We start from the raw sequence: 24,406 nt of genomic DNA on the forward strand, positions 1-24,406 counted from the left end.
TTGCTTGAGCGCGTCGGGCGAGACGGTGCGAGGCCGGTGCGGGTGGGGGGCCGGTGGATGCCGGTCGGTCGAGCGGCCCGGTCCGGCGTTGCGATGGAGGCAAGCGGACAGCTGTCCGCTTGGTCGTCGAACCTAACGGACGGCTGTCCGGTGAGCAAGGCCGTCCCCCAGGCCGCGGCTCGGAAGGGAAAACATGCGGGAGGCGAGGAGCACGCCCACGCGCCCGGACGCGCAGCGCAATCGGGAACGCATCCTGGCCGTCGCCCTCGCCGAGCTGACGCGGGACGCGGGCACCCCGGTGAGCGTGATCGCGAAGAAGGCGGGCGTCGGCCAGGGCACCTTCTACCGCAACTTCCCGCACCGGGAGGCCCTGGTCCTGGAGGTCTACCGGTACGAGATGCAGCAGGTCGCCGACACGGCCGCCCAGCTCCTCGACGACCGCCCGGCCGACCGTGCCCTGCGCGAGTGGATGGACCGCCTCGCCCGGTACGCCATGGCGAAGGCGGGTCTGGGTGACGCCCTGCGCGCGGCGACCAGCGGGCACGGCAGCCTGGCGCAGGTCGGCCACGGCCCGGTGACCAACGCCGTCACGCTCCTGCTGGAGGCGAACGAGGCGGCGGGCACGATCCGCCCCGGCGTGACGCCCGACGACTTCTTCCTCGCCATAGCGGGCCTCTGGCAGTTGGACCCGCACAGCGACTGGCAGCCCCGCGCCGCCCGCCTCTTCGACCTGGTGACGGACGGGCTGCGGGCGGGGGCCGCCGGGGGCGCCGGTGTCGAACGCACGCGCCGTCACCCGGACCAACGGTACCCCGGCTAGCCGATGTTGACGACGCGTGCCCACTCGGGCGGCGCGTCCGGCACATAATCGGGGTTCTCCTCGTCCCACGACCCCCTGTACGGCCGGTCGAACAGGCCCACCACGGTCCGGCACTCCGGCCGGTCCGAGGGCCACGGCGTCTGCCCGTCGGTGAGCGCCACGACGACATCGGGCCCGGGGGACGAACGCAGGGCCCTGGCGAAGCCCGTACGCAGATCCGTTCCACCGCCGCCCACCAGCGGGATCCCCTCCGCGCGGCACAGCGGATGCACGACCCGGGCGGCCGCGTCGCAGGACAGGACCGTGACCAGGTCCCGGCTCCCGCCTACGGCCCGGGCGATCGCGGCCACTTCCAGCAGCGCGCTGCCCAGCTCCGCGTCGCTGACCGAGCCCGAGGTGTCGATGACCACGGACACGCGCGGTGGCCTGCGCCGCAGGCTCGGCAGGACGACCCCGGGCAGCCCGGCCGACCGGCGCGACGGGCGTCCGTAGGAGTAGTCGTCACCCGCGCCGGGGCCCGAGACCGCCGACCGGACGGCGGCACCCAGAAGGTCGCGCCATGCCTGGGGCGGGTGGAACGCCTCCTCGGCCCACCGCTTCCACGCCCTCGACGCGTGGCCCGGGCGGCCGGTGATGCCCTGCGCCACCCGGAAGCGCACGGCGTCGCGTTCCTGCTCGTTGAGCCCGTGCGCCCCGTCGGGTCCGAGGTCCCACTCCCGGTCGAGGCCGTCGGAGCCGCTGCCGCAGTCCAGCCAGGCGAACTCCGCCGTGTGGGGCGCCAGCCGGAAGTGGCCCAGGTACTCCTCCATCAACTGCCCCTCGGGCAGCCCCATGGGCTCGGGCAGCACCACCGCGTCGGGGGCGACCAGCCCGTCCCCGTACACGTCGTCGTTGATCTCGCAGTCGGCCGCGATGTTCATGCGCAGGCGCTCGGCCGAACCGGTCAGCCCGTGCTCACGCGCGTACCGGTCGCTGCGTCCGTGGTGGTCGCGCAGCAGATGCGACACCTCGTGCACCCATGCCCCGGCGAGTTCCTCCACCGGGGTCCGGTCGACGAACCACGGCGACACGTAGCACCGCCAGTGCCGGTCGACGGCCATCGTCGGGACGCGCCGCGACTCGACCACGTGCAGGGCGAACAGCGCCGTCGCCAGGTACGGGCGGGCCCTGACGGCCTGCAACCGGGCGGTGAAGAGCCGGTCGAGGTCCAGCTCGCCCCCGCTCACCGGCCGCCCTTCGTCGCCGCCGTGGCGCGCGCCGCCGCTTGTTCGGCGCGCCGTGAGAGCGACACGACGCCCGCCAGCGCCTCGATCGACGCGGGCACGTCCCACTCCTCCCGCCTGAGCGTGGCGAGGGTGGTCGCGGGTACGACGACCAGGTCCGGGGCTCCCGTCTCCACCGCGCGCACCAGCAGCGACCACGCCGCGTCCCAGCGTGCCCGGTCCGGGCGTTTGCGTACCGCGGCCACCACTCCGTCGAGCACCGCCTGCCGCAGGTCTCCCCGCTCGGGCAGCACGGCGCTCGCCGGATCGGCGAGGAGCGCTTCGGGGTCCGGGAGGTCCATCCGGTCGACGGCCGCCAGCAGTTCGAGCCCCGGCCCGTCTCCCACGGTGCCTCGGACCAGCAGGGAGAGCACCTCACGGGAGACGCCGGCCGCGGTCGCGAAGGCGATCAGGGTCAGGGTCATGTCCCAGCTGCGGGGCGACGGCCATGCACCGCCCCTGCGGGCCTCGCCGCTGGGCAGCCGGTGGACGAGCGCGGGCCGTGCCGCGAGCAGTCCGCACACCGCGCGGCGGGCGAAGCCGACGGACTCGGCGAGCCGTTCGGGCCGCAGCCGGGGCAGGGTCGCCCGGGGCCATGTCCCGCCGAGTCCGCGCACCACGACGTCCTGGTCGTGGGCCCACTGGAGGTGGACGAACCGGTTGGCCAGCGGCGGGCTCAGCTCCCATCCGTCGGCGGCCGACGACCGGGGGTTGGCCGCGGCCACGATGCGTATGCCGGGCGGGAGTCGGAGCGCCCCGACACGTCGTTCGAGTACGAGACGGAGCAGGGCGGCCTGCACGGCGGGCGGGGCCGTGGAGAGTTCGTCGAGGAACAGCAGACCACGCCCCGCACGGACCAGGCGCACGGCCCAGTCCGGCGGCGCCATCGGTACGCCCTGTTCGGCCGGGTCGTCCCCGACGACGGGCAGGCCGGAGAAGTCCGACGGCTCGTGCACGCTCGCGATCACCGTGGTGAGGGGCAGGTCGAGGTCGTCGGCGAGCTGGGTCAGGGCCGCGGTCTTGCCGATGCCGGGCTCACCCCACAGGAGGACGGGCAGGTCGGCCGCGACGGCCAGCGTCAGGGCCTCCAGCTGGGTGTCGGGGCGCGCTTCGGTCGTCGTGTCACGCAGCAGGGCGGTGAGCGTCCCGGCGATGTCGAGCTGGGAGGCCGGGGTCGGGTGGTCCGGGCGGTGTGCCGGGGCGGAGGGCGTGCGTACGGGCATGTGTCATCACCTTGTCGTTCGTGGTGGATGCGTGGCGGAGCGAGTGGTCCCGGTTCGCACCGGATGTGTGCGGGGCGGTACGCACCCGTCAGCGGGCCTCCGCCCGGCGGGGGCGCGAGCGGCGGTCGCGGGGGCGCGGAGTGCCGGTGATCCGGTTGCGGGGGCCGGGTTCGATCAGGTCGGCGCGGTACAGCCCGTAGGTGATCCGGCGCAGCGCCGCCGTCTCCAGTTCGTCCCGTAGGGGACCGTCCCGGAGCTGGGCGCCGGGGCCGAGCAGGGCCTCGACGACGGCGAGGGCTCCGGCGATGTCGCCGTGGTCGAGCCGTTCGCGTACCCCGGTGAGGCAGTCCGGGCGGCGGTGGGCCTCGTCGATGGCGCGCAAACACGGCAGCGGGGTCCCGGTCAGCGCGGCCAGCAGTTCCTCTCGGCGGACCTCGGCGGGGTCGTGGTCCAGGGCGGACAGCACCCCGCCGGCCTGACCGATCCGGTGCCGGGCGCCCCGGCAGTCCACGAGGCGTGGCTGTCCCGCGCCTCCCGGCTCCGGTGGCGGTCCGGCCTGCCGGTGCTCCGGGAGCAGCGCGCCCACGACGAGCGGGTGCAGCCGGCCGGGGTCGATCGCGCCCGCCCGCAGGAGCTCCAGATCGGGCAGCACCCAGGTCGCCGCGTCGGGCAGCACCAAGGGCGTGCGGGCGGCATCCGCGCGGCCCTGTGCGACCCGGAGGACGGGCGGCCCTTGGCCGTACGGACGCCCGACCACGTCCAGGTGCAGCCGGTGCCGGCCGCCGAGCCGCACGGTGACCGGTCCGGAGGAACGGCCCTCGGCCTCCAGCAGCAGCTCCGCCTCCGCCGCCCAGCGGTCGACGGCGCAGCGGCGCCCCGGCGGCACCAGGTCGAGCAGGTCCGGGTCCGCGCGCTCCCCCGGCGCCCGGTCGGCCCCCGCGCGGACCCGTAGTTCAGCGGCTCGCCGTGCGTCCCACAGGTGGCGGTGCACGTCCAGGCGGAACCTCCGGCCGGGATAGGGGTGCGGGTGAAGTCGTACGGTCCCGGGGCCGGTGCCGTCCCAGAGCCCGAGGCTGATCCGCTGACCGGCGTCGGCCCAGGCGGGCGGCGTCCGGGCGACGAGATGCAGCGGGGTACCGGCGGTCCCGGCCTGCGGTCGGGGGTCGTACCGCGCCAGCGGCACCGTCAGCCCCGGCCGCAGCAGTCCGCGTGGGGCGATCCGGGGCATGTGCCAGCGGAGCAGGTCCGGTGCCAGGTGGCGGAGGTCGGCGCGTACGCGGGCGGCGAGTTCCCGTCCGTGCGTACGGGCCAGGCTCCGTGGCGCGAAGTCGACGTCGATGCCGGCGGCCGCGCACGCACCGGCCCAGTCACCGGCGAGACGGCGAGCGGTCGCGGTCTCGATCATGGAGGGCGGCACGGCGAACTCGCGCACGCGCAGCCAGAAGGACAGGAAGGGATCTCCGTCGGCGGGATGAGTGGCCATCAGCACTCACCTTGCGCGGACGGGGCCCCCAATCTTTGGAGGGAGTGAGTCGTCATCGCGGCACAGCGTAGCTTCAGGACGCCGGCCACGCAGCCCTTATTCGGTCAGGCCCGCCGCCAGAACGGCGCCCAGCTCCCAGCACGCCTCGGTGTCGGCCCTGGACGGCTCGCCCGTCACCTTCACGGCCTCCGCCGCGGGGCGCCAGCCGAGTCCGGTCGTGATCGTCTCGATGCCGCGTACGGCACCGGTCACATCGTTGCCGCCGTGCACGTAGTAGCCGAAGGGCCTGCCCTGCGTCGTGTCGAGGCACGGGTAGTAGATCTGGTCGAAGAAGTGCTTGAGCGCTCCGGACATGTAGCCGAGGTTCGCCGGGGTACCGAGGAGCAGTCCGTCCGCCGCGAGGACGTCGGAGGCCGTGGCGGCGAGTGCCGCGCGCCGTACGACGCGTACGCCCTCGATCTCGTCGGTCGTCGCGCCGGCGACGACGGCCTCGAAGAGGGCCTGGCAGTTCGGGGAGGGGGTGTGATGCACGATCAGGAGAGTGGGCACAGCACCGAACCCTGCCGTGCGCCTCCCCTCGCCGCAAGCCGGGTACGACGCGCGCGGGACGTCAGGAGCGGTGGCCGAAGAACTCGACCTCGGCGATCGCCACCCTGCGCTCCTTCCCCGTGCCGTACGCCGAGTCGACCGTGAGCCGGACGCGGACAGTCTGCGAGCCTCTGACGTCGAAGGTCTGCTGCCCCGCCCGGTCGGCGAGCCGGATCGTGCGGGTGCTCCTGGAACCGTCCTTCGCGGTCAGCTCCGCGATGATCCGGGACGGCCGGGCCTGCGTCAGGAACTCGTCGTTGCGGGCCGATGTCCCGGCGAACACCACCATCTTGCGCATCCCCACCGGCGAGTCGAACGTGCACTCCAGGAACTCCCCCGCACCGTCGCCGGTCTTCTTCGGCGCCCAGTAGCGGTTGTTGAAGCCGTCGAACGCCGCACCGGCGGCGTGCCCGGATGCCGCGCTGGAGCCGTGGCACGCGGAGGGAGGCATGGATTCCGGCGCGCCCGTCTCCTCCTTGGCGAGGCCGAGGAGTCCGGACAGGTGCGGCAGCGCGAACCACACGCCGGCCAGGACGAGGAGCAGCGCGAGGGGTACGCCCAGCCGGGGCCCGCGCCGCCGCCGTCGGGGGCGTGACCCTGCCTCGTGGCCCTTCGCGGGACCCCGCCGGAACAGGCGGCGCCACCAGGGTGGGCGTACGTCGGGCGGCGGGCCCGGGTCGAGGAGCAGGGCGCACCGGACGCACAGGGTGCGGTCGGGTGCGTTCTCCGCGCCGCAGCCGGGGCACCGCACGGGCGCGGCGGCCCTGCCGGGGGCGGAGGCCGGCGGCTCGGGCGCCGAGGCGTCGGGTGTCATGGGGGCGGTGTCCGGGCGGTCGCCGGGGCGGCGGGGGGCGGCGCCGGACGGCTGGGCGGGCGGGGCCGGATCGGGCCGGTCCGGCCCCTGGGGGCGGGACGCGGGGGTGGGCGGGCGCTGCGGGGGGATGCCGGGGAGGGGGTTCGTCGCCGACGCGCCGGGCGGGGTTGTCCCAGGGCGGCCGGGCGGGGTCGCCACCGGGGCCGCGGGCGGAGCCGGTTCCGGGGGTCCCGGCAGCACCGGTTCCGGATGTGCGGGCTCCCTCCTCGCGCCTCCGGCCCCCTGTGCGCCGTCCTCGTCACCGTCCCAGGCGAGGAACGCCTCGCACGAGACGCAGAACGCGCGCCCCGGTTCGTTCCTCGTCCCGCACGCCTCGCAGATCACCGCGCCGCACCCCCCGCGCCCCCGTCCGGAGGCAGGATCTCCAGTGTGAAGCCCACGTGCGCCGGGACCTCGGTGCCGATGCGTTCCTCCAGGCGGGCCCGGTCGATGGTCCGTCCGGGCTGTTCCCGGACCCGGATCGTCACCCAGGGGCGTGGCGCCCCCGGCAGCGCGGTGAGCGGGCCCCTGGACCACGCGGTGCCGCCGCTCTCCGTGATCTCGGGTTCGGTGCCGGCCGCCAGGCGTACCGCGTCGGCGAGCCCCGCCGACGTGCCGCGCCGGGCGTGCCGGGCCACCGCCCCGCGTACCGTCTCGCGGCGCCGCTCGACCGGGCTGTCCTCGGGTGCCTCCACCGCGACCCACTGCGCCAGCCAGGCCAGGAAGTCGTCCGGGGCGCTGCGCGGGTCCAGGTGGGCGGGGAGGTTGTCGATGGTGAGGAGGACCGGGGCGAGGACGTCGTCGAGCGCCGTGAGGAAGCGCCGGAGGAAGTCCTGTTCCAGGTAGACGGCCGGGAGTTGGTCGACGAGCGGGTGCGGGGTGGGAAGTCCGGGGACGCCGGTGCGCATGGTCTCAGGCTCCCCTCACGCGGAGTTGGTGCTCGTAGCTGAAGACCAGCGCGTGCCGGTCGAGCGGGATCTTGGCGGTGGCGTCGGTGCGCTCGCCGGTGAGGGGGTCGGCGCGGTAGAGGCGTACGTCCTCCACCAGGTCCACGCCGGGCACCCGCTGGAGCACGGCGAACGCCTCCCCGGACTGGACCGGGCGCCCGAAGGGCCAGCCCTGCCCGTTCGGCCCGCCGGACAGGGCGTTGAAGTACCCGTACAGCGCGGCGAGCGCCGTGTCCCGTACCCGGTCGCGGTCCGCGCCGGGCTCCGCCTGGACGGAGGCGACGACGGTGACGCCCTGGTAGAAAGGCGGCTCGACGACGAGACGGGCACCGATCGGGCGGCGTTCGTCCAGGTGCCCGGCGATGAGGCGCAGGGTCTGGGCGGGCGGGACCAGTTCGTCGAACTCGATCCGGCCCTGCTCGTCGCTGCGCCCGGCCGGTACGACGAGGAGCCGTACGCCCTGGGCGTCGGGGCCGCTGTCGTCGCCGTCGGCGGCCGCGCGGATGCAGTGGACGCGGGCCGCGTCCGGGGCGACCTCGCGGGCGAGGAGTTCGTAGTCGTGCGGGACGACGGCCCGGTGCAGGGTGCGCAGGGTCATCGGGCCGCGCACCCGGGCGCTGTCGACGCTTTCCCCGTCGACGCCGCCGAGTGCGGGGCGGCGGTTTTCCACGCGGGCCACGTACGGGATGGCGCTGCGCAGCATCCTCAGCGTCGACCGGGCCACGTTGCCGCGCAGACCGCCGCCCGTGCGGTACGAACGGACCCTGACCGTGGCGCCCTTGGCGGGGACGGCCCCGTAGTAGCGGATGGAGCCGTCCCGTTCGCGTACGGCGGGGCCGAACTCGACGCGGCCGGAGTTCGGGTCGAGGGTGATGTGCCGGTCGTCGGGGCCGGAGTGGGCGAAGTCGTCGACCCTGGTCCAGCGGGTGAACTCCGGTTCCGGGCCGCTCGCCGGGTCCGCCACCTCGACGACGAAGTCCCCCGGCACGACGGGCACCCTGGCCAGGGTGAACGCCTGCCCGGGTACGCCCTCGGCCGCGCCGAGCACCTCGTCGGTGATGGTCTCGGCGTGCTCGGCGGCGGCCGTGGCGCCGATGGTGAAGGCGGTGATGGCCCGGAGCACGGGGGGCGCCAGGTAGGTCGGGCGGCCGGGCTCGGCCTCGATCAGGCGGCAGCGCAGCCAGCCGCCGGTGCGCCGGACGACGGCAGCCGGGGTGTGGGTCCTCGGCAGGTGGAGGATGAGTTCGCCGGACCGGTTGAAGCCGCCGGTGTCGTCCTTCTCGACCTCGCAGGCGGCCCAGCTGGTGCCGTCCCAGGCCTCCCAGACCAGGGGCGGCCGCAGCGGGTCCACGCCGACGCCCTCGACCCGGCAGTCCAGCCGCAGGACGACGACGCCCGCCGGTACGGCCGCCGAGAGGCCCACGTACAGGCAGTCGCCGGGGGCGGGGGTGTCTCCGAAGCAGGCGATGTCGCGGCCGATCGCGAGCTGCTCGGTGCGGTCGGCGACCTCCTCGGCGGCCGGCCAGGTCGCGAGGTGGGCGAACGAGCAGGGCACGATGGTGAGTTCGGACGTGGTGGTGAAGACGACCGCCTCCTCGGTCTCCGTACGGACGGTCGCCACCTCGGTCCCGGCACGGACCACGACGGGGTCGGGGCGGGGCGCGGACAGCCGGAAGGTGACATCGGTGCGGGCGGCCGTCGGCGGGTGCAGCCGCACGCCGATCAGGTCGAGGAAGGTGAGGTAGCTCTTCTCCGGCACCCGGTTCACCCGGTAGACGAGCTGGTCGACCATCGTCGCGAACGCCTCGATGAGCGTGACGCCGGGGTCCGACACGTTGTGGTCGGTCCACTCCGGGCAGCGCTGCTGGACGAGGCGCTTGGCCTCGTCGACCAGGCCCTGGAAGCGGCGGTCGTCGAGATGGGGACTGGGCAGCGTCACGCGCCGGCCTCCTCGTCGTCGTGGCTCGCGTCCGGCCCGTGCTGCGGGATCACGTAGAACGGGAAGACGAGGTTGCGGGGGTCGTTGGAGCCGCGCACGGTGTAGCCGATGTCGATGTACAGCACCCCGCTGTCCGCCGCGTCGAAGCGGACGGTGACGTCGGCGACCTCTATGCGCGGTTCCCAGCGTTCCAGGGCGAGGCGCACCTCGTACGCGAGCTGCCCGGCCGTTCCGGCGTCGGCGGGGGCGAACACGTAGTCGTTGACGGCGCAGCCGAACTCGGGCCGCATCGGGCGCTCGCCGGGCGAGGTCGCGAGGATCAGCCGGATCGACTCCTCCAGCTCGCGTTCGCCGCGCACCAGGGCGATGGACCCGGTGGCGTCCGTGCGCGGCGGGAAGGCCCAGCCTGCCCCGATGAACTGCTCTCCCATCTCCGTTCAGCCTCCGATCAGCACGGTGGCGCAGCCCGAGACGATCGGTGCTCCGCAACCGCTCAGGTCGCCCACGCGGGCGGCGGGTCTGCCGCCGATGAGGACGCTCCGGCTGCCCGGGGGTGCGATCGGGGACGGCGGGTGGCCGAGCGGCGACGCGCACTGGTGCGTGGTGCCGACCGTGGCAGCGGGCTTCCCTCCGATCAGCACCGAGACCACCCCGGGCGGCCCGACGGTGCCGGGGTGGCCCGTGGGATCGCCGACCCGGGCGGCTGCTGCTGACGGCATGCGGTGCGCTCCTGTTCGCTGCGGAGGTGCCGAATCTTTTGATATGTCAGTTGAGCTGGATCAGCGGTGCGTTGACCGAGACCGAGCCGCCGCTCTTCACGTCCGTGCGCCGGGTGCCGTCGAGCGTGACCTGGCCGCCGTGCACCTCCACGGTGCCGTCCGTGGAGAGGGCGACCTTGCCGTTGCCGCCGTTCAGGGCGACGCCGTTGCGGGAGGTGAGGGTGACGCTCTCACCGGTGAGCGTCAGCTCGCCGCGTCCGGCGTCCAGGGCGACACCCTTGGCGGCCGTGACGGACACCTGTTCCTTGGCCTCGATGGTGACGCTGCCGTCGCTGTTGATGACGACGGCGGTGCCCCGCCGGTCGAGGTCGATGGTCAGCTTCCCGTCGCCGGTGCGCAGCCGCACGCCCTGCGGGCCGTTCACCGCGTCCAGCAGTTCGAGCTGGTTGCCGCTCTTGGACGCGAAGGCGCGGCGGTTGACCGCGCCGGTGGTGGGGTCGACGAGATCGCCGCCGCCGGGGGCCCCGGGGGTGCTCGCACCGGCTCCTCCCCCGCCGGGCCGGTCCTTGCCGTTGTAGAGGCCCGCCAGCACGTACGGCCGGTCGAGGTGGCCCTGCTCGAAGCCGACCAGCACCTCGTCGCCGACCTCGGGGATGAACGCCTCGCCGCCGCCCGTCCCGCCGGACTGCGCCGTGCGCGCCCAGTCGCTCGCGTACTCCTCCGACAACCAGGGGAACCGCACCTTCACCCGGCCCGAGCCCTCCGGGTCCTGCGTGTCCGTGACCGTCCCGCTGACCAGCCCGGACCAGCGCGCACCGCTGCCGGCCGCACCGGAGGCCGCCGTGAGTCCGAACAGTGAGCGCTCCTGCTGTCCGGACACGGTGATCCAGGTCTCGTACCCGCGTACGGCGTCGAAGACGTGGCGCGAGGTGGTGACGGTGTAGCGGCCCTCGAAGGGTGCGCCGACCGCGTTGAGCGCGACGGCGCTGCCTGCCGTGACCTCGGGGTTGCCGCGGATCACGGCCTCCAGTTCCGCGAATGATCCGGCGATGCGCTCGGCCAGGGCCTTCGCCGCCTGGTCGACCTGGGCCTGCGTGCCGTAGGCCGCGTCGGTGACGACGAACCGCGCCTCGCCGAAGGGTGCGGTCACCTCGGCCGCTGTGACCCCGAGTTCCAGGGTGGCGGACTTCCCGGCGGGCGCCCGGCCCACCAGCGGTTCCTTGGCGCCGATGTCCCAGCCGCGCACCTCCACCTCGGAGACCTGCTCGGCGGCCGAGACCCCGGCGCGGCAGCGCAGCAGGTTGGCGCCGAGTTCGAGGACGAGGGGGTCGCGGTCGGCTCGTGCGCTGCTGTCCGGGGCGCCGCTCGCCTCGGCGGGCCGGGTGATGTGCAGTTGCCCGTCGCGCACGTATGCCTGGGCGCCCGCCTCTTCGGCGAGGCCGCGCACGAACTCCCAGTCGGTGACGTTGGGTTGGGCGATGTGCTCGATGACAGGGCCGGCCACGTCCACGTTCCCGGGTTTCAGTCCGGCGCGCTGGGCGACCTGGCCGCAGATGTCGGCGAGGGTCATGTTCTGGTAGCTGGCGACGCGGCGGCCGCGCAGCAGGCGGTGCGATTCGTCGAGGCCGCGGACCAGGGTGAAGGTGCCGGTCTCGTCGAGCTCGACCTCCAGGGCGGTGACCGCGCCTTCGAGGAGCGGCCTGGGGGCGGTGTCGGCGCCGGTCCGGGCGAGGAGCCGGGCCTCGCTGCCGATCTTCAGGCCGGTCTGCCGGAGCAGGACGCGGTCGGGGTCGCGGAATCGGAGCAGGAAGAGGTCGGGGAGCGTACGGCTGTCGTCGACGTATCCCTCGACGAGGGTGTTCAGGAACTTCGCGGGCAGCGGACGGCCGTCGAACTCCACCACCAGCGCGCTGGCGACCCCTTGGCGTGTCATCGTCCCGCCCTCCGGCCGCCGTTGTCGTCGAGCCGGCCCAGTTCGTCGAGTGCGGGCAGCAGCAGCTGGGTGCCGGGCGCCAGCCTGATGGGGTCGTCGATGCCGTTCGCCTCGGCGATGACCCGCCAGGCGCCGGCGTCGCCGTACTCCCGGTGGGCCAGCGACGGCAGCGAGTCGCCGGAGGCCACCCGGTGCACCCGGCGGGCGGCGAGCGCTCCCGAGGTGGGGTTCTGTCCGGGGGTCTCGCCGCTGATCTCCTCCATCGTCACCTGGCACACGGCACGGATCGGCACGCCCGAGGTGGTGAAGAGCGTGTATTTGGCGGCGACTTGGCTCACGTACCCGGGGAATCCGGTCAGTCCGCCCCAGTGGAACACCACCCATGGCGGCGACGAACGCTGTTGCTGCCGGGTCTCGTTCGTCGGGACGCAGCACGCGAACAGCTGCTCCACTGCCGTGACGACCCGGGTGTCCTGGGTATCGCCCGCGTCGAAGAACATCTCGACGGTGAGCTTGCTGGGCTGCGAACCCTGATATTCCGGCGGGCCCGAGCTCTTCGCACCCTTGGCCGGGGTGCGCTTCCAAGAGGCCGCCTTCGTCAGGCTCAGCTCCTTGGGGTTGAACTGGAAGTCGATCCGCCCGCACGGCCCGCCGGGGGTGAGCCCGCCCCCGGTGGGCGGGGTGCGCAGCTCCAGGTAGGCGTGCTCCAGCTTGGGTCTGGCGGAGCCGCCCTTCGCGGCGGACGCCACGCCGGACGTCCCGGCCGCGCTGAAGGCGATGGGTCCCGCGCCGCTCACCGCGCTCAGCCCTCCATCACGTAGCCGTGGTGGGCGATCTCGATCGTCTCCATGGCGACCTTGGGCGACTCCGGGGTGAACGAGGGCCCGGTCCAGCGCACGGGCACCACTTCGAGCAGCCCCCACTGGGCGACCTTGCGGCCGTCGCCGGTCCGCGCCTCGATGTGCGCGGTCTTGCGGCTGAACCCGGTCGTCATCGTGGCGAACCAGCGCGCCACCTTCTCCGTCTCCCGGGTGAGCGGGCGCGACAGCTTGACGTTGGAGTACTTCAGCCGGGTCGGCAACTGCCACACGTGCCCGTTGTTGCCGCCCTCCTCCCGCGTTTCCAGGACGACTTCGCAGCCCAGCCCGTCACAGGTGTTGAACGACCCGAGCTCGATGTCGTCGATCGTGACGACGAAGCAGACACTGACTGCGGGGTCGTCCGGGGCGGGGTCGGTGGCCATGGCGCGTGCCTCTCGATCAGTGACGGGTGTTGATGAGGAATCCGGAGCGCTCGCGTTCGAGCCGCAGGTCCGCCTTCAGCAGTCGGCTGAGGGGCGCGTAGAGCGCCCGGACCAGTTCGTCGGTGACGGGTGGCGCCTGCGGGTGCCCGTCGGGGCCGGTGGAGGACGTTGCCGTCGCCGCCGGTTGTTCCGTGGCCGACGACCCGGGCTCCGGACCGGGGTCCGGCAGGGGTGGCGGCGGGGGCTCCTCGGCGGGCTCCGGGTCCCGCTGGACGACCGGACGCGAGGTGCCGTCGCGGGGTGCGGACGGGAACACGACGCTCCCGTCGGCCATCCGCTGCGCCACTCCGGCTGCCACGGCGGCGGCCCCGGCGGTCCGTACGGAAGCGGGGACGCGGGGCCCCCGAGCGGGGGCCGGTCCGGGCCGGTCGGGTGCCGGGGGCACCTGCCGCTGTACGGAGGGCGCCTGCTGCTGTACGGGGGACACCACACGCTGCAACGGTGCCGCCGCTGCACCGGGCGCGGGACCTTCGCCGGGTCCGGTCCAGCGCACCGCCACGGCGGGAGGCCCGCTCGGGGGTACGGGGGCGAACGGTGACGGCCTCGGGCCGCTGCCGTCGGTCGCGGTGCCCTCCGTCGCGCGCTGGGCGATCGCTTCGCCGCCGACCGGCGCCTCCCCCGGAGCGGGGGCGGAACGCAGAGGCAGCGGCCGGTCGCCGAGCAGAGGTGCGGTGGGCAGGGCGGGGGCCTGCGTGGCGCGCTGTACGGCTGCGCCGGGCACGGGTCTGCTCTCCGGGACACCGGACGCTTCCCCGGTGGCCCGCTGCGGAACGGGGCCGTCGGTGGCCCGCTGCGCCAAGGGGGTGTCCCCCAGCAGCGGTGCCACGGTCTCCGGCTCAGGGGTGACGCCCTGCCGGCCCGGAGCCTCGGGCTCGGTGGCCGCGTCCTGCCGGCCCTGCGCCGCCGGCTCCGGCGTCCCGGCAGCGGGCGCCTCCGTCGTCCGGGGAGCACGTCGCACCTGCGGTGACGGGGGCTCCCCCGGCTCGGCCGCTCGTCGCTGGGCGCTCGGCGGCAGGCCCGGCAGCGGCGCGCCGAGCCCGCCCGCGCGCCGGGGTGGGGGCGGAACGGCGTCGCGCTGAACCGGTGGTGTGCCGGGGATGTCCGACCCGGGGGCGGGTGTAGCCGCCTCCGAATGCCCGCCCATGGACGGTACGAGCGGTTGCTCACCGACCAGTCGGCGTACGGGCAGGCCGGCCGAGGCGGTGGCGGGCCCGGCCGACGTCAGGCTCGGCAGCTCGTCCCCGTACGCCCGCTGGGCTGCGACCGGCTGCGTCGCGCGCCTCGCCGGCATCGGCATCCCGACGGAGCGCTGGAGGGGCGGTGGCGGGCTCCCCGGGGCCGCGTCGACGACCCCGCGCACGAGGCCGGCGGGAGCCTCCGGGCTTACGAAATGCCCCAGGGGCACCCCCAATGAGCCGTTCTGACGTGTTGTCAACCCGGCCTCGAATCCACGAGGGTTGATCAGTAGATCCTGGCCCGTGACGGACCGCTGGACGGGTTCCAGCCGGCTCACGTCGACCCGGTCGCCCCGGTCCGGCCGCGCACCGCCCGGCTCCTGCGCGGGCGGGGTGTCGGCGGAACGGCCGCCGCGCAGCCAGGACATCAGCCCCATGGTTCCTCGTCCTCCTCCGTGCTCCTGGCTACTGCCCGTTGAGGCGGGCGACCTGTGCCACGAACTTCAGGCGTTCCGGGTGTTCCAGGTCCAGCAGGTCGTCGAGCGGCCAGTGGAAGTGGTAGGCGAGGTACGCGACCTCCTCGTAGAGCAGGTCGGCCGCGTACGTCACGATTCCCCCAGGCGACCGCCGGCGAGATCCACCGCGAACTCCTCGTCGCAGGACGGACAGGTGACGGCCGCGCGGGTGTGCCCCTCGGCGTTGATGCGGCGGTAGAAGTCCTGGAGGAATGCGAGGTCCGACGCGAACAGGTCCTCGATGACGCCGGGGTGGATGTCCTCGACCGTGCCGATCCGGGTCACCACCCTTGAGATCAGCACGACGGAGAGGTACGCGGAGTTCTCCCGCACCCGGTCGTCGCGCAGGGGCACCAGTTCGTCCCGTGCGGTCGCGAGCCGCATCACCCCGCTGCGGTGCACGGTGCCCGACTCGTCCACGTAACCGCGCGGCAGCTCGAAGGTGAACTCGGTCCGCAACGGTTCGGACCGGCCCGTGCCCGAGTCCCGTTCCGGAGGTGCCTGGAACTGGACCGAACGCCGCATCAGTCGAGCTCCATGCTCTCGTACGTGATCGCCAGCTTCTCCGTGAGCACCGAGGTGTCCCCGGCCTTGAGCGTGCCGATCTCCAGCGACTTGGGCCAGGCGTTGATCAGCTTGTACCGCTTGATGGGCAGGCCCTCGTAGTCGTAGACGATGACCGCGCCGTTGCGGCGGGCGTTCGTCATGCGGCCGAAGCGGGAGTCCTTGATCCAGCGCTCGAAGCTGTTGTCCTCGGTCAGGCCACGCGTGACGGTGACCTCGCCGGCCTTGGGCCGGCCGGGCAGCTTCTTGATGGCGTACTTGCCGTCGGCGGTGTTCTGCTTCAGCTCGATGACGTCCTGCTCCATCTTCAGACCGCTGACCTCGGTGATCTGCTTGATGACGACGCTGTCGAATTCGAGACCGAAGGAGTGGCCGACGGAACTGTCGAGATCGGGAAGTGGCACCACAGGCTCCTTACGCCGGGTTCGGGAACGGGCCGGTCACTGCGGGACGACGCCTGGCGGTCACTCGTCGACGCCTCCGGTCCCGCCGGTCAGCTGGGAGAGGCGGAACACGACGAACTCGGCCGGTTTGACGGGCGCGACACCGATCTCGCACACGACCTGGCCCGCGTCGACGCTCTCCGGCGGGTTCGTTTCCCGGTCGCACTTCACGTAGAACGCCTCGTCCGGGGTGAGGCCGAACAGCGAGCCCTTGCGCCACTCGTTCACCAGGAACGCGGAGACCGTGCGGCGGATGCGGGCCCACAGGGCATCGTCGTTCGGCTCGAAGACGACCCACTGGGTACCGGCGAGGATCGACTCCTCCAGGTAGTTGAAGAGCCGCCGTACGTTGAGGTAGCGCCACGCCGGGTCGGACGCCAGGGTGCGAGCGCCCCAGACGCGGATACCGCGTCCGGGGAAGGCGCGGATGCAGTTGAGCCCGATCGGGTTGAGCAGGTCGTGCTCTCCCTTGGTCAGCTGCGTCTGCAACGCCACGGCCCCGCGCACCACTTCGTTGGCCGGGGCCTTGTGCACCCCGCGCGAGTCGTCGCTGCGCGCCCAGATCCCTGCGACGTGCCCGCTCGGCGGTACAAGGGTGGCGCGGCCGGACGCCGGGTCGGCGACGCTGATCCAGGGGTAGTAGAGCGTGGCGTACTTGGAGTCGAAGTTCGCCCGGTCGGTGCGCCAGGACCTGATCTGCTGAGGCGTCAGGCCGGGTGGCGGGTCGAGGATGGCAACCCGGTCACCCATCAGCTCGCAGTGCCCTATGAGGGCCTGCTGTACCGCGACGACCGACTCCAGGTCGAGCAGCCCGCGTTCGTAAGCGCCCATCAGGTCCGGTACGGCGATCATGGTGACGTCATCCACGGCTTCCAGGCCGCCCAGCCCGGTGCGGCGGTCGGCGTCACCGACGTACACCTCAGGGGCGAGTGCTCCGGCGCTTCCGGCGGCCGGGGCAGCGGGGGCCAGGGTGACCGTCTGCGGCGCGGGCCGGGCGGGCGCGGCGCCGCGTCCCGACTCCCGTATCTCGATCAGCTCGGACTTGGCGTTGACCCGGGTGGCGACGTTCTCCTTGCTGCGCTTGGTGGTCACGGACGGGTACGTCTCCGCCACCTGGCCGTCGCGTTTCACGATCAGCTGGAACACGTCGGACGGCGGGTCCTCGCCCTCCGCCTCGACGACCTCCACGCTGAGTTCGCCGGCCACGCCCGGCCTGGGCTTGACGGCGTAGGGCCCGACCTGGACCTCGGAGCCGGCCGCGAGTTCGTCCTCCGCTCCCCCGGCCGCGGTGTCGGAGCCGTCACCGATGCGGACGACGTAGCAGATGCCGCCCCCGTTGGCGAAGAAGCCGTAGACGCCGGCGGCGAGGTAGGTGCCGTCGACGAAGTCGCCGAAGGTGCTGACGAACTGGCTCCAGTTCGTGATCAGCGTCGGCTCGTCGAACGGGCCGCGCTGGGCGAACCCGACGAAGGCAGCGACCGACGTGCCCACCCCTTCGATCGGCCGGGAACCGGACTCGACCTCTTCGACGTAGACGCCCGGGGACAGGTACGACGGCATATCAGCCTCTCCTTGACGTGCTCCTCGACGTGCTTCCCACCCCGTTCCGCGGTCCGTGGTGGGCTCCGTCGCGTGACCGTCGCCCGACCGGGGAACACCGGCGATTCTCGCCACTGCGGCGATCACCGGGAACGGATGGTCGGCCGCCCCGGCGTGCACGGGGGGCTGCCCGATGAGGCAAGCGGGCAGCGCCGCACGCACCGATCCGCCGTGCCCCCGGCCCTGTCACCCGCAGGCTAACCCCGTACCGCGGACAGACGGCAGCCTGGCTTCCCACCACGTCCGGGCGGAGCTGTGCTGGGGGGAGGCACGGGTGAAGGCGGTTCCCGACAAGACCCCCGCCTCCCCGTCCCGCGCCGGCACCCCTCGTACGGAAACCTCCCCGGCCGCGGCCACACCCGCCCCCGCTGCGGTGCCGGACCGCCGCAGCATCCAGCGGCTGCAACGTGCCGCCGGCAACGCCGCGGTCTCACGCCTCGTCGCCCAGCGCTACACGGCCCCCGTCAAGCCGTCACCGGCCCAGGCTCCCGGCTTCCGGAGCGTCAAGGCGGACGTGGCGGCGAAGAAGCAGCGACTCGCCCAGCACCGGCCGGCCGGCACGGAGTCCAAGGCGTCGCAGGACGCGGCCGTCGCGCCCCCCGACGACAAGGAGGCGCAGGGCAAGGCGGCGAACGCGGAGAAGATGAACGCCGCGAAGCCGGGCGAGTTCGACAAGAAGGCGTTCGTCGACGCGGTGAACAAGGCGATCGACGCGCAGGCGCCGAAGAACCTGGACGAGGCCGACAAGTTCTCGAAGTCCGGCAAGGCGGAGCGGGTCAAGGCGGAGGTCGACGGCAAGGTCTCGGACGGCAAGGAGTCGTCGGCCAAGGACATCGACACGGCGACGAAGGCCCCGCCGGACACGTCGGCCGCCAAGGACAAGCCCGTCACCCCGCTCACCCCGGACCGGCCGCCAGGCAATCCGGGGGCGCCGTCCGCGGCGGCCGCGATCCCGGATGAGCAGCCGGCGTCGGTCACGGACTTCTCCGAGGGGCCCGCGCAGAACGACAAGGCGATGGCGGATGCCGAGGTCACCGAGGAGCAGCTCGCCAAGGGCAACGAACCGGAGTTCAACGAGGCGCTCAGCGCGAAGAAGACCGCCGAGGCCGACTCAGCGAAGGCCCCGGCGAAGGGCAGAGCCGCCGAGAACCAGCAGCTGACGACCGCGAAGGCGGGCGCCGCGGCCTCGGGCGCCGCCGCGATGAACGCGCTGACCGCGACGCGCGCGCAGGCCGGGCAGAAGGTGGACGGCGGCAAGGGCGAGACCAAGTCGAAGGACGAGAGGAAGCGCGCCGAGGTCACGGCGAAGCTGCAGAAGGTCTACGACGGCACGAAGAAGGACGTCGAGGCCACGCTCTCCGGGCTCGACAAGAAGGTCGACGCCGCGTTCACCTCCGGCGAGAAGGCGGCCCGGGACGCGTTCACGGCGGACCACAAGCGCCGGATGAAGAAGTACAAGGACAAGCGGTACTCCGGCTGGACCGGCAAGGCGCGCTGGGTCAAGGACAAGTTCGCCGGTCTCCCCGAGGAGGCGAACAGCCTCTATCAGGAGGCCCGCAAGCTCTACGTGTCCCGGATGCAGACGGTGATCTCGTCGGTCGCCGACATCATCGGCACCGAGCTGGGCAAGGCGAAGGGCCAGATCGCCAGGGGCCGCGGCGAGCTGAGGGCGGAGGTCGACAAACTCCCCGCCGACCTGCGCCAGTTCGGCGAGGAGGCGGCCAAGGACTTCGCGGGCAAGTTCGACGACCTCGAAGCGTCGGTCAACGAGAAGTCCGAGCAGCTGGTCCAGGACCTGGCCCAGAAGTACACGGCGGCGCTCAACAAGGTCGACGAGGAGATAAAGAAGCTCCAGGAGGCCAACAAGGGTCTGATCGACAAGGCGAAGGACGCGATCGTCGGCGCGATCAAGACGATCAACGAGCTGAAGAACCTCCTCCTGGGCGTTCTCGCCAAGGCCGCCGGCGCGATCATGAAGATCATCAAGGACCCCATCGGCTTCCTGGGCAACCTGGTGTCGGCCGTCGGCGCGGGCCTGAACCTCTTCGTCACGAACATCGCCGACCACCTGAAGACCGGGGTGGTGTCGTGGCTGCTCGGCACGGCGGTGAAGGCGGGCCTCGAACTCCCCCAGAAGTTCGACATGAAGGGCATCATCCAGCTCATCGGCTCGCTCCTGGGCCTGACCTGGGCCAACATCCGCGCCCGCGTCACCCGCAAGGGCGTCCCCGACCAGGCGATGACGGCGGTCGAATCCTCGGTCCCGGTCGCCCAGAACATCGCCCGCGAGGGCCCGGCCGGCGCGGTCAAGGAGATCCAGGAAGAGGCGGGCGACCTCAAGTCCACCATCCTGGAAAAGCTGACGAGCTACTTGATCCCGACGGTCATCATCGCCGGCATCACCTGGATCCTCTCCCTCCTGAACCCCGCCTCCGCGTTCGTCCGCGCGGTCAAGGGAATCATCGACATCGTCACCTTCGTGGTGAACCAGGGCGCCCAGATAGCGGAGTTCGTCAACTCGGTCCTGGACGCGGTGGTGGCGATAGCCAACGGCGGCAAGGCGGGCGTCCCCAAAATGGTCGAAACCGCCCTGGCCGCAAGCGTGCCCCTCCTGATCGGCTTCCTGGCGTCCTTGCTGGGCATCGGCAGCCTGGCCGCGAAGGTCAAGAGCGTATTCCACGCGGTGTCCCGCCCGGTGAACCGAGCGATCGACAAGATCGTGAACTTCATCGCCAAGAAGGGCAAGGCGCTCTGGGCGAAGCTGAAGCCTTCCAAGAAAAAGACCCCAGCCTCCCAGACGTCACCCGAGCGCAAGCAGAAGCTGCTTGACCAGGCAATGGAAGAGGCGGTTTCCAGAGCCAACGAGATGGGCAGCAAGCCCGTAAAGCAAGCCGACCTCACACCCATGCTGGCGCGCATACGCGTCAAGTACCAGCTCAAATCACTACGCCCACTGGCGAAGGGTGAGCGCTGGTCCATAAGCGGAAAAATTAACCCGGAGAAGGAGGAGGAAACCAGTGCTCGGCGCTTCCGGAACCAGAAGTGTTCCAACGAGCGCCTCACGGAACTCCACGATCAGCTTCACCCGCTCTGCGACCAGGGGTTCTCCTGCAGTGACACGACGGAGCGCAAGGAGTTCAACGCGACAACCCGGAAGAAACTGGCGAAGCTGGTGGAGTCCGGCGGCGGCTTCACTCGCGATGAGCTCATCCGTAGGTTGCGCATGGCGGAGGCGTGCCTGGCCATGCGCGAGAAGATCCAGGAGGAGTGCTTCGAGCATGACCCGAATGACGCGGCTTACGTCAATCACATGGAACAGATACAGGGTGTGAAGAACGCCATCCAAGAGTGCCGCGAAAAGATGCGGGCACGAGGCATGGCCCCGCCGTAGACGAGGTTCGATGACTGAAGACGAACTCGACGAAGAGAATGAACGGGTACGGCGCTCCGAGGTCTGGCAAGGAATCCTTGCAGCATTCGGCTGCCGGCGCCCGCCTCCGCCTCCCCTCACCTATCGTGACAGCCCAATGGCCGACAGGGTGGAGCAGACGTTAAATGGGAAGGACTGGAACAGTCTGACGCCCGAGGAGCTTCTGGCGATACGCCTCGACCTCACAACGCTCAGACCAGAGGCATTTTGGTATTATTTCGCCTCGTTTACCCATAACGCGCTTCTGGCGGAAGACGACATCGCGGACGACCCGGGCGGGTGGGTCGTCGCCGCACTCACACCGCTGCCAAGCGGTGCGTCTGAGCGTCTCCGCGACCGTATCCAAGCACTCTCCGGCAAGGAGCGTAGAGCGGTCGCCGAGTTCATCCATTGGTACGACGGTGAAACCTACCTCGCCGCCCGAGACCGCTTGCTCAGCCTGTGGCCGCTCTGAGGGCTGTCCTTGTTCAGCTCAGTTCCGTCCCGGTGAAGAGCGGTCTTCCTTTCCCTCGCCGTGACACGAACACTGGTCACTGGGCACAGGACCACAGCGCTGCACAGCAATTGCCGCGACCTCCGGCGTCGTTGCGCTCCGGGTGTCACGCGGTCCGGTCGCACGCGCCGACACCACCAGGGCAGTTGCAACGCGGTTACCCGCTGTTCGCTGGACAGCCATCAGCCCCGCGACGTGTCGCGGCAGCTCAGGCGTTGCCCCTTCGACGCGGGATGATTTCTTCATGGCGTGATCGCTCACGCCCTCGTCTGCCTCCTGCCGGAATTCTGCCACCCTTCCTCCACTCCTTCATGTGATCAATCCCAGATACGGCCCGAACTCCGAGGCCAGCGTCAGGCGGCCCAGTTTCTGGTACTCCCTCTGCACCGCGTGGATCAGCGTCGCCATCGTCACCGCGCCGTCCGTGTCCGCTGCCAGGTACGCCGCCGTCACCGCGATCGAGCGGATGTTGCCGCCCGCCAGCTCGAAGTTCTCGGCGCAGAAGGCGAGGTCGAGGTCCGCGGCGCGTGGCAGGACCGTGCCCAGGCAGCGGTTCCAGAGCAGCAGGCGCTGGGCCGGGTCGGGGACGGGGAAGTCGATGACCAGGTCCAGGCGGCGGGTGAAGGCGTCGTCCAGGTTGGCGCGGAGGTTGGTGGCGAGGATGGCCAGGCCGTCGAAGGACTCCATGCGCTGGAGGAGGTACGCGCTCTCCACGTTCGCGTAGCGGTCGTGCGCGTCCTTCACGTCCGAGCGCTTCCCGAAAATCGCGTCCGCCTCGTCGAAGAGCAGGACCCCGTTGACCCCCGCCGCCTCCGTGAAGATGCGCTCCAGGTTCTTCTCCGTCTCGCCCACGTACTTGTCGATCACCGTCGCCAGGTCCACCGTGTAGAGGTCCAGGCCGAGATCCGCCGCGATCACCTCGGCCGACATGGTCTTGCCCGTGCCCGAGTCCCCCGCGAAGAGCGCCGAGACCCCGCGCCCCCGGCCGCCGCCCGGCCGCATCGCCCACTCCCCCAGCACCCGGTCGCGGTGGCGGGCCCGGGCGGTCAGCTCGCGGAGCTGGGCGTGGGCGTCGGGCGGGAGGACCAGGTCGTCCCAGGTCACCGTGGGTTCGATGCGGCGGGCCAGGCGGTCGAGGCCGGCCGCGTTCTGGGCGCGGGCCCCCCGGCGCACGTGGTCCGGGGTGAGGGTGCCCCCGTCGAGCCGGGCCGCCTGGGCGGCGCTCAGGGCCGCGCCCCGGACCTGCTCCGGCGTCAGGAGGAACGGGGCCAGCAAGTGGTCCGGGTCGATGCCGACGGGGACAGCGCCCGACCCCGTACGCCGGTACGCCTCGCCCCACAGCGCACCGCGTGCCGAAGGCTCCACCCGCGGAGCGTGCACGAGCAGCGGCGGCACCCCGGACCAGGAGGCGTCCCACGGCACCCGGCCCACCATCACCGCCGGCACCGGGGTGGCCGTCAACAGCCGCAGCAGCTGAGGGTGTTCGCGGGAGACCGCGTCCAGCGGCGCGCAGACCAGGCCCGCCCCGGTCAGCCGCGCCTCGCGCACCAGGGTGCGTACCGCGTCGGCGGGGGCCGGGTCCGCAGCCAGCCGGGCGAGGTCCACGCCGAGGACGCTCCGGCCGGCTCTCTCCAGCGCCGACGCGGCGAGCGCCGTGCCCGCACCGCCCTGGTCCTCGCTCAGGTAGACCAGCGGCACGCCCCCGGCCAGGACCCGGGCCAGGGCTGCCGGATCGCCCACGCCCCCGACCGCCTCCCAGGGCGCCGTGACGTCCGCAAGGCGCGGATCCCTCGTGTCGTCGCCGAGCAGGTGCGCGGTGACCCGGTCGGGCACCCGCAGCGCGCGGCTGAGGAACGGGCGGTCCAGGTCCTCGGCCAGCAGCAGCCCGCCGTCCCTGAGCGGGGCGCCCGCCGCCAGCCGGCCGCGTGCGGCGGCGTCGGCCGGGGACACCCCGCACAGGCCGAGGGCCAGGCCGATGGACGGGCGCCGGCGTGTCACATCGTCGTTGAGGTAGCCGTAGAACGCCTCGAAGCGGTCGTCCAGATCGGGCACGAGCGCGATGAGCAGGATCTCCGTGTCGAGCGGGGTGAGCCCGAAGTCCGTCGCGAGGGCGGTGAGCCGGGAGGGTCCGGCGGTCCCGCCGTCACCCGCCACCGTGTCCGGAAACCCCCGCGCTCCCTCCTCGTCGAGCAGCCGCGCGATGTTCTCGTCCGTCAGGTACAGGCCCCGGAACGCGTCCTCCGGGTCCGGGTCGGAGTGCTGACGGGCGTCCACCGCCCGGCGGACGCGTTGCTCGACGACGGTCGCCCGGGCAAGGAGGTGGCGCAGGTTCAGATCGTCGTCGGGGTGGTCCGGGGGCGTCATGCGGTGGGGTCCTCCTCAGTCGCGGCGTTGCCGTCGGCCGACCGGTTCTCGGTGATCCGCACTCCCAGTCCACGCCGGCCGCCGGCGGCCGGCTCCTCGCGTACCGGACGGCCGGGACGGCTCCCGTACACCGGCGGACCGCCCCGCACCGGCTCCGCCGCGCGCGGCAAGTCCCCGAACCGGGCGTGCAGGCCGTCGTCGCCGACCGGCGGCCCCGCCGGGTACGTCGGCGAGGCGGTCACCGGAACGCTGACCACCAGGTCGAGCGACGGCTTCAGCTCGCCGCCCAGCGCGCTCCACACGTCGGCGAAGGAGCGGTCCTCAGGCGGTGGCAGCGCGATCGACATCGGGACGGCGGCCCCGATCTCGGCGAGCGACCCTGCCAGCCGCTCCGGGGGCAGGGCCTCGTATCCGAGGAGGCAGGCGAGCAGGGAGGACAGCAGACGGTGCTCGTCCTCCGGGCGCTTGGTCCACGCGGTGATCAGGTACGAGAGCTTGAAGTAGCGCGGCGGGCGGCGGCGCGCCACGACGGCGCCCCGCTCGTCGTACTCGTTGTGCAGTCCGCGCTCGCGGCGCCGCATGTCCTCGCGGATGTCGTACAGATAGAGGTTGACCATGGGTGCGTTGACCTTGGCGGCCCACTCGCGGGTGGGAGCGTCGAAGACGACCGTGATCTGGCCGCCGCCGAGCACCTCCGCCCGGATCAGGGACCGCAGTACGTCGTCCACTTCGTGGATCACCTGGTGTCCGCCC

22 protein-coding genes are annotated in these 24,406 nt (G+C 72.5%); 3 read left to right on the top strand and 19 right to left on the bottom strand.

Features of this window, described 5'->3' with window-relative positions; translation table 11 throughout:
• The first annotated feature begins 193 nt into the window (after nt 1-193).
• Nucleotides 194-820 (top strand): TetR/AcrR family transcriptional regulator, encoded by a 627-nt coding sequence (locus BLW14_RS01800; protein WP_093703620.1) that lies wholly within the window; start codon nt 194-196, stop codon nt 818-820.
• On the opposite strand, the gene BLW14_RS01805 is transcribed toward BLW14_RS01800, so the two are convergent.
• From BLW14_RS01805 to BLW14_RS01885, 17 genes are all read right to left on the bottom strand, one after another.
• Complete coding sequence (locus BLW14_RS01805) at nt 817-2,046, bottom strand: vWA domain-containing protein (RefSeq protein ID WP_093703622.1); 1,230 nt, start codon at nt 2,044-2,046, stop codon at nt 817-819. The two genes, BLW14_RS01800 and BLW14_RS01805, sit on opposite strands and share 4 nt — an antisense overlap.
• Nucleotides 2,043-3,305: an AAA family ATPase gene (locus tag BLW14_RS01810; protein WP_093703624.1), complete on the bottom strand. Its 1,263-nt coding sequence runs from the start codon at nt 3,303-3,305 to the stop codon at nt 2,043-2,045. Before BLW14_RS01810 ends, BLW14_RS01805 begins: the two co-directional genes overlap by 4 nt.
• Before the next feature lie 88 nt (nt 3,306-3,393).
• Entirely contained in the window at nt 3,394-4,788 is a 1,395-nt protein-coding gene (locus BLW14_RS01815) for a hypothetical protein (protein WP_093703626.1), read from the bottom strand.
• Nucleotides 4,789-4,884: 96 nt separating this feature from the next.
• Nucleotides 4,885-5,337, bottom strand: a complete 453-nt coding sequence (locus BLW14_RS01820) for a flavodoxin family protein (RefSeq protein WP_093703628.1) — start codon at nt 5,335-5,337, stop codon at nt 4,885-4,887.
• A 61-nt stretch (nt 5,338-5,398) separates the two neighbouring features.
• A complete protein-coding gene (locus tag BLW14_RS34395) occupies nt 5,399-6,190 on the bottom strand; it encodes an NADase-type glycan-binding domain-containing protein (RefSeq protein ID WP_256332640.1) in 792 nt (263 codons plus the stop codon).
• A gap of 380 nt (nt 6,191-6,570) precedes the next feature.
• Entirely contained in the window at nt 6,571-7,137 is a 567-nt protein-coding gene (locus tag BLW14_RS01830; RefSeq protein ID WP_093703630.1) for a phage tail protein, read from the bottom strand.
• Nucleotides 7,138-7,141: 4 nt separating this feature from the next.
• The gene (locus BLW14_RS01835) at nt 7,142-9,115 is read right to left on the bottom strand and encodes a putative baseplate assembly protein (protein WP_093703632.1); all 1,974 of its coding nucleotides are present in this window, start codon (nt 9,113-9,115) and stop codon (nt 7,142-7,144) included.
• The gene (locus BLW14_RS01840; RefSeq protein ID WP_093703634.1) at nt 9,112-9,546 is read right to left on the bottom strand and encodes a GPW/gp25 family protein; all 435 of its coding nucleotides are present in this window, start codon (nt 9,544-9,546) and stop codon (nt 9,112-9,114) included. The genes BLW14_RS01835 and BLW14_RS01840 overlap by 4 nt, the downstream gene beginning before the upstream one ends.
• A gap of 6 nt (nt 9,547-9,552) precedes the next feature.
• On the bottom strand, nt 9,553-9,834 hold the full coding sequence (locus BLW14_RS01845) for a PAAR domain-containing protein (protein ID WP_093703636.1): 282 nt from the start codon (nt 9,832-9,834) through the stop codon (nt 9,553-9,555).
• A 46-nt stretch (nt 9,835-9,880) separates the two neighbouring features.
• Nucleotides 9,881-11,767, bottom strand: coding sequence for a VgrG-related protein (locus BLW14_RS01850; protein WP_093703638.1), 1,887 nt, complete (start codon nt 11,765-11,767; stop codon nt 9,881-9,883).
• Nucleotides 11,764-12,564 carry a CIS tube protein gene (locus tag BLW14_RS01855; protein ID WP_093703640.1) on the bottom strand — a complete coding sequence of 267 codons (801 nt, stop codon included), beginning with the start codon at nt 12,562-12,564 and terminating at the stop codon, nt 11,764-11,766. The genes BLW14_RS01850 and BLW14_RS01855 overlap by 4 nt, the downstream gene beginning before the upstream one ends.
• A 5-nt stretch (nt 12,565-12,569) precedes the next feature.
• Complete coding sequence (locus BLW14_RS01860; protein ID WP_093703642.1) at nt 12,570-13,010, bottom strand: phage tail protein; 441 nt, start codon at nt 13,008-13,010, stop codon at nt 12,570-12,572.
• Between the two features lie 16 nt (nt 13,011-13,026).
• Nucleotides 13,027-14,682, bottom strand: coding sequence for a hypothetical protein (locus tag BLW14_RS34200; RefSeq protein WP_143051988.1), 1,656 nt, complete (start codon nt 14,680-14,682; stop codon nt 13,027-13,029).
• Between the two features lie 28 nt (nt 14,683-14,710).
• A complete protein-coding gene (locus BLW14_RS34400; RefSeq protein WP_018099790.1) occupies nt 14,711-14,854 on the bottom strand; it encodes a DUF6760 family protein in 144 nt (47 codons plus the stop codon).
• Entirely contained in the window at nt 14,851-15,285 is a 435-nt protein-coding gene (locus BLW14_RS01875) for a hypothetical protein (protein ID WP_093703646.1), read from the bottom strand. Before BLW14_RS01875 ends, BLW14_RS34400 begins: the two co-directional genes overlap by 4 nt.
• The gene (locus tag BLW14_RS01880) at nt 15,285-15,728 is read right to left on the bottom strand and encodes a phage tail protein (RefSeq protein ID WP_018099792.1); all 444 of its coding nucleotides are present in this window, start codon (nt 15,726-15,728) and stop codon (nt 15,285-15,287) included. Before BLW14_RS01880 ends, BLW14_RS01875 begins: the two co-directional genes overlap by 1 nt.
• Nucleotides 15,729-15,788: 60 nt before the next feature.
• Nucleotides 15,789-17,327 carry a phage tail sheath family protein gene (locus BLW14_RS01885; RefSeq protein ID WP_093703648.1) on the bottom strand — a complete coding sequence of 513 codons (1,539 nt, stop codon included), beginning with the start codon at nt 17,325-17,327 and terminating at the stop codon, nt 15,789-15,791.
• A gap of 313 nt (nt 17,328-17,640) precedes the next feature.
• Here BLW14_RS01885 and BLW14_RS01890 point away from each other — a divergent pair, with 313 nt between their 5' ends.
• On the top strand, nt 17,641-20,757 hold the full coding sequence (locus tag BLW14_RS01890) for a phage tail protein (protein ID WP_256332641.1): 3,117 nt from the start codon (nt 17,641-17,643) through the stop codon (nt 20,755-20,757).
• 10 nt (nt 20,758-20,767) lie between these two features.
• Nucleotides 20,768-21,250, top strand: a complete 483-nt coding sequence (locus BLW14_RS01895) for a hypothetical protein (protein ID WP_143051989.1) — start codon at nt 20,768-20,770, stop codon at nt 21,248-21,250.
• Nucleotides 21,251-21,598: 348 nt separating this feature from the next.
• On the opposite strand, the gene BLW14_RS01900 is transcribed toward BLW14_RS01895, so the two are convergent.
• Together BLW14_RS01900 and BLW14_RS01905 are read right to left on the bottom strand one after the other, a co-directional pair.
• Nucleotides 21,599-23,653, bottom strand: coding sequence for an ATP-binding protein (locus tag BLW14_RS01900; protein ID WP_093703652.1), 2,055 nt, complete (start codon nt 23,651-23,653; stop codon nt 21,599-21,601).
• Nucleotides 23,650-24,393 (bottom strand): Pvc16 family protein, encoded by a 744-nt coding sequence (locus tag BLW14_RS01905; protein ID WP_093703654.1) that lies wholly within the window; start codon nt 24,391-24,393, stop codon nt 23,650-23,652. The genes BLW14_RS01900 and BLW14_RS01905 overlap by 4 nt, the downstream gene beginning before the upstream one ends.
• Nucleotides 24,394-24,406 lie beyond the last annotated feature (13 nt).

Origin of the sequence: Streptomyces sp. 2131.1, from assembly GCF_900105515.1 — a bacterium.
In the GTDB taxonomy this organism is placed as follows: Bacteria; Actinomycetota; Actinomycetes; order Streptomycetales; family Streptomycetaceae; genus Streptomyces; species Streptomyces drozdowiczii.

Excerpts from the sequence above, each read along its gene's own strand:
- BLW14_RS01800 (WP_093703620.1), top strand. The coding sequence starts at position 194 with ATGCGGGAGGCGAGGAGCACGCCCACGCGCCCGGACGCGCAGCGCAAT.
- BLW14_RS01810 (WP_093703624.1), bottom strand. The coding sequence starts at position 3,305 with ATGCCCGTACGCACGCCCTCCGCCCCGGCACACCGCCCGGACCACCCG.
- BLW14_RS01815 (WP_093703626.1), bottom strand. The coding sequence starts at position 4,788 with ATGGCCACTCATCCCGCCGACGGAGATCCCTTCCTGTCCTTCTGGCTG.
- BLW14_RS34395 (WP_256332640.1), bottom strand. The coding sequence starts at position 6,190 with ATGACACCCGACGCCTCGGCGCCCGAGCCGCCGGCCTCCGCCCCCGGC.
- BLW14_RS01830 (WP_093703630.1), bottom strand. The coding sequence starts at position 7,137 with ATGCGCACCGGCGTCCCCGGACTTCCCACCCCGCACCCGCTCGTCGAC.
- BLW14_RS01840 (WP_093703634.1), bottom strand. The coding sequence starts at position 9,546 with ATGGGAGAGCAGTTCATCGGGGCAGGCTGGGCCTTCCCGCCGCGCACG.
- BLW14_RS01845 (WP_093703636.1), bottom strand. The coding sequence starts at position 9,834 with ATGCCGTCAGCAGCAGCCGCCCGGGTCGGCGATCCCACGGGCCACCCC.
- BLW14_RS01850 (WP_093703638.1), bottom strand. The coding sequence starts at position 11,767 with ATGACACGCCAAGGGGTCGCCAGCGCGCTGGTGGTGGAGTTCGACGGC.
- BLW14_RS01860 (WP_093703642.1), bottom strand. The coding sequence starts at position 13,010 with ATGGCCACCGACCCCGCCCCGGACGACCCCGCAGTCAGTGTCTGCTTC.
- BLW14_RS34200 (WP_143051988.1), bottom strand. The coding sequence starts at position 14,682 with ATGGGGCTGATGTCCTGGCTGCGCGGCGGCCGTTCCGCCGACACCCCG.
- BLW14_RS01875 (WP_093703646.1), bottom strand. The coding sequence starts at position 15,285 with ATGCGGCGTTCGGTCCAGTTCCAGGCACCTCCGGAACGGGACTCGGGC.
- BLW14_RS01885 (WP_093703648.1), bottom strand. The coding sequence starts at position 17,327 with ATGCCGTCGTACCTGTCCCCGGGCGTCTACGTCGAAGAGGTCGAGTCC.
- BLW14_RS01895 (WP_143051989.1), top strand. The coding sequence starts at position 20,768 with ATGACTGAAGACGAACTCGACGAAGAGAATGAACGGGTACGGCGCTCC.
- BLW14_RS01900 (WP_093703652.1), bottom strand. The coding sequence starts at position 23,653 with ATGACGCCCCCGGACCACCCCGACGACGATCTGAACCTGCGCCACCTC.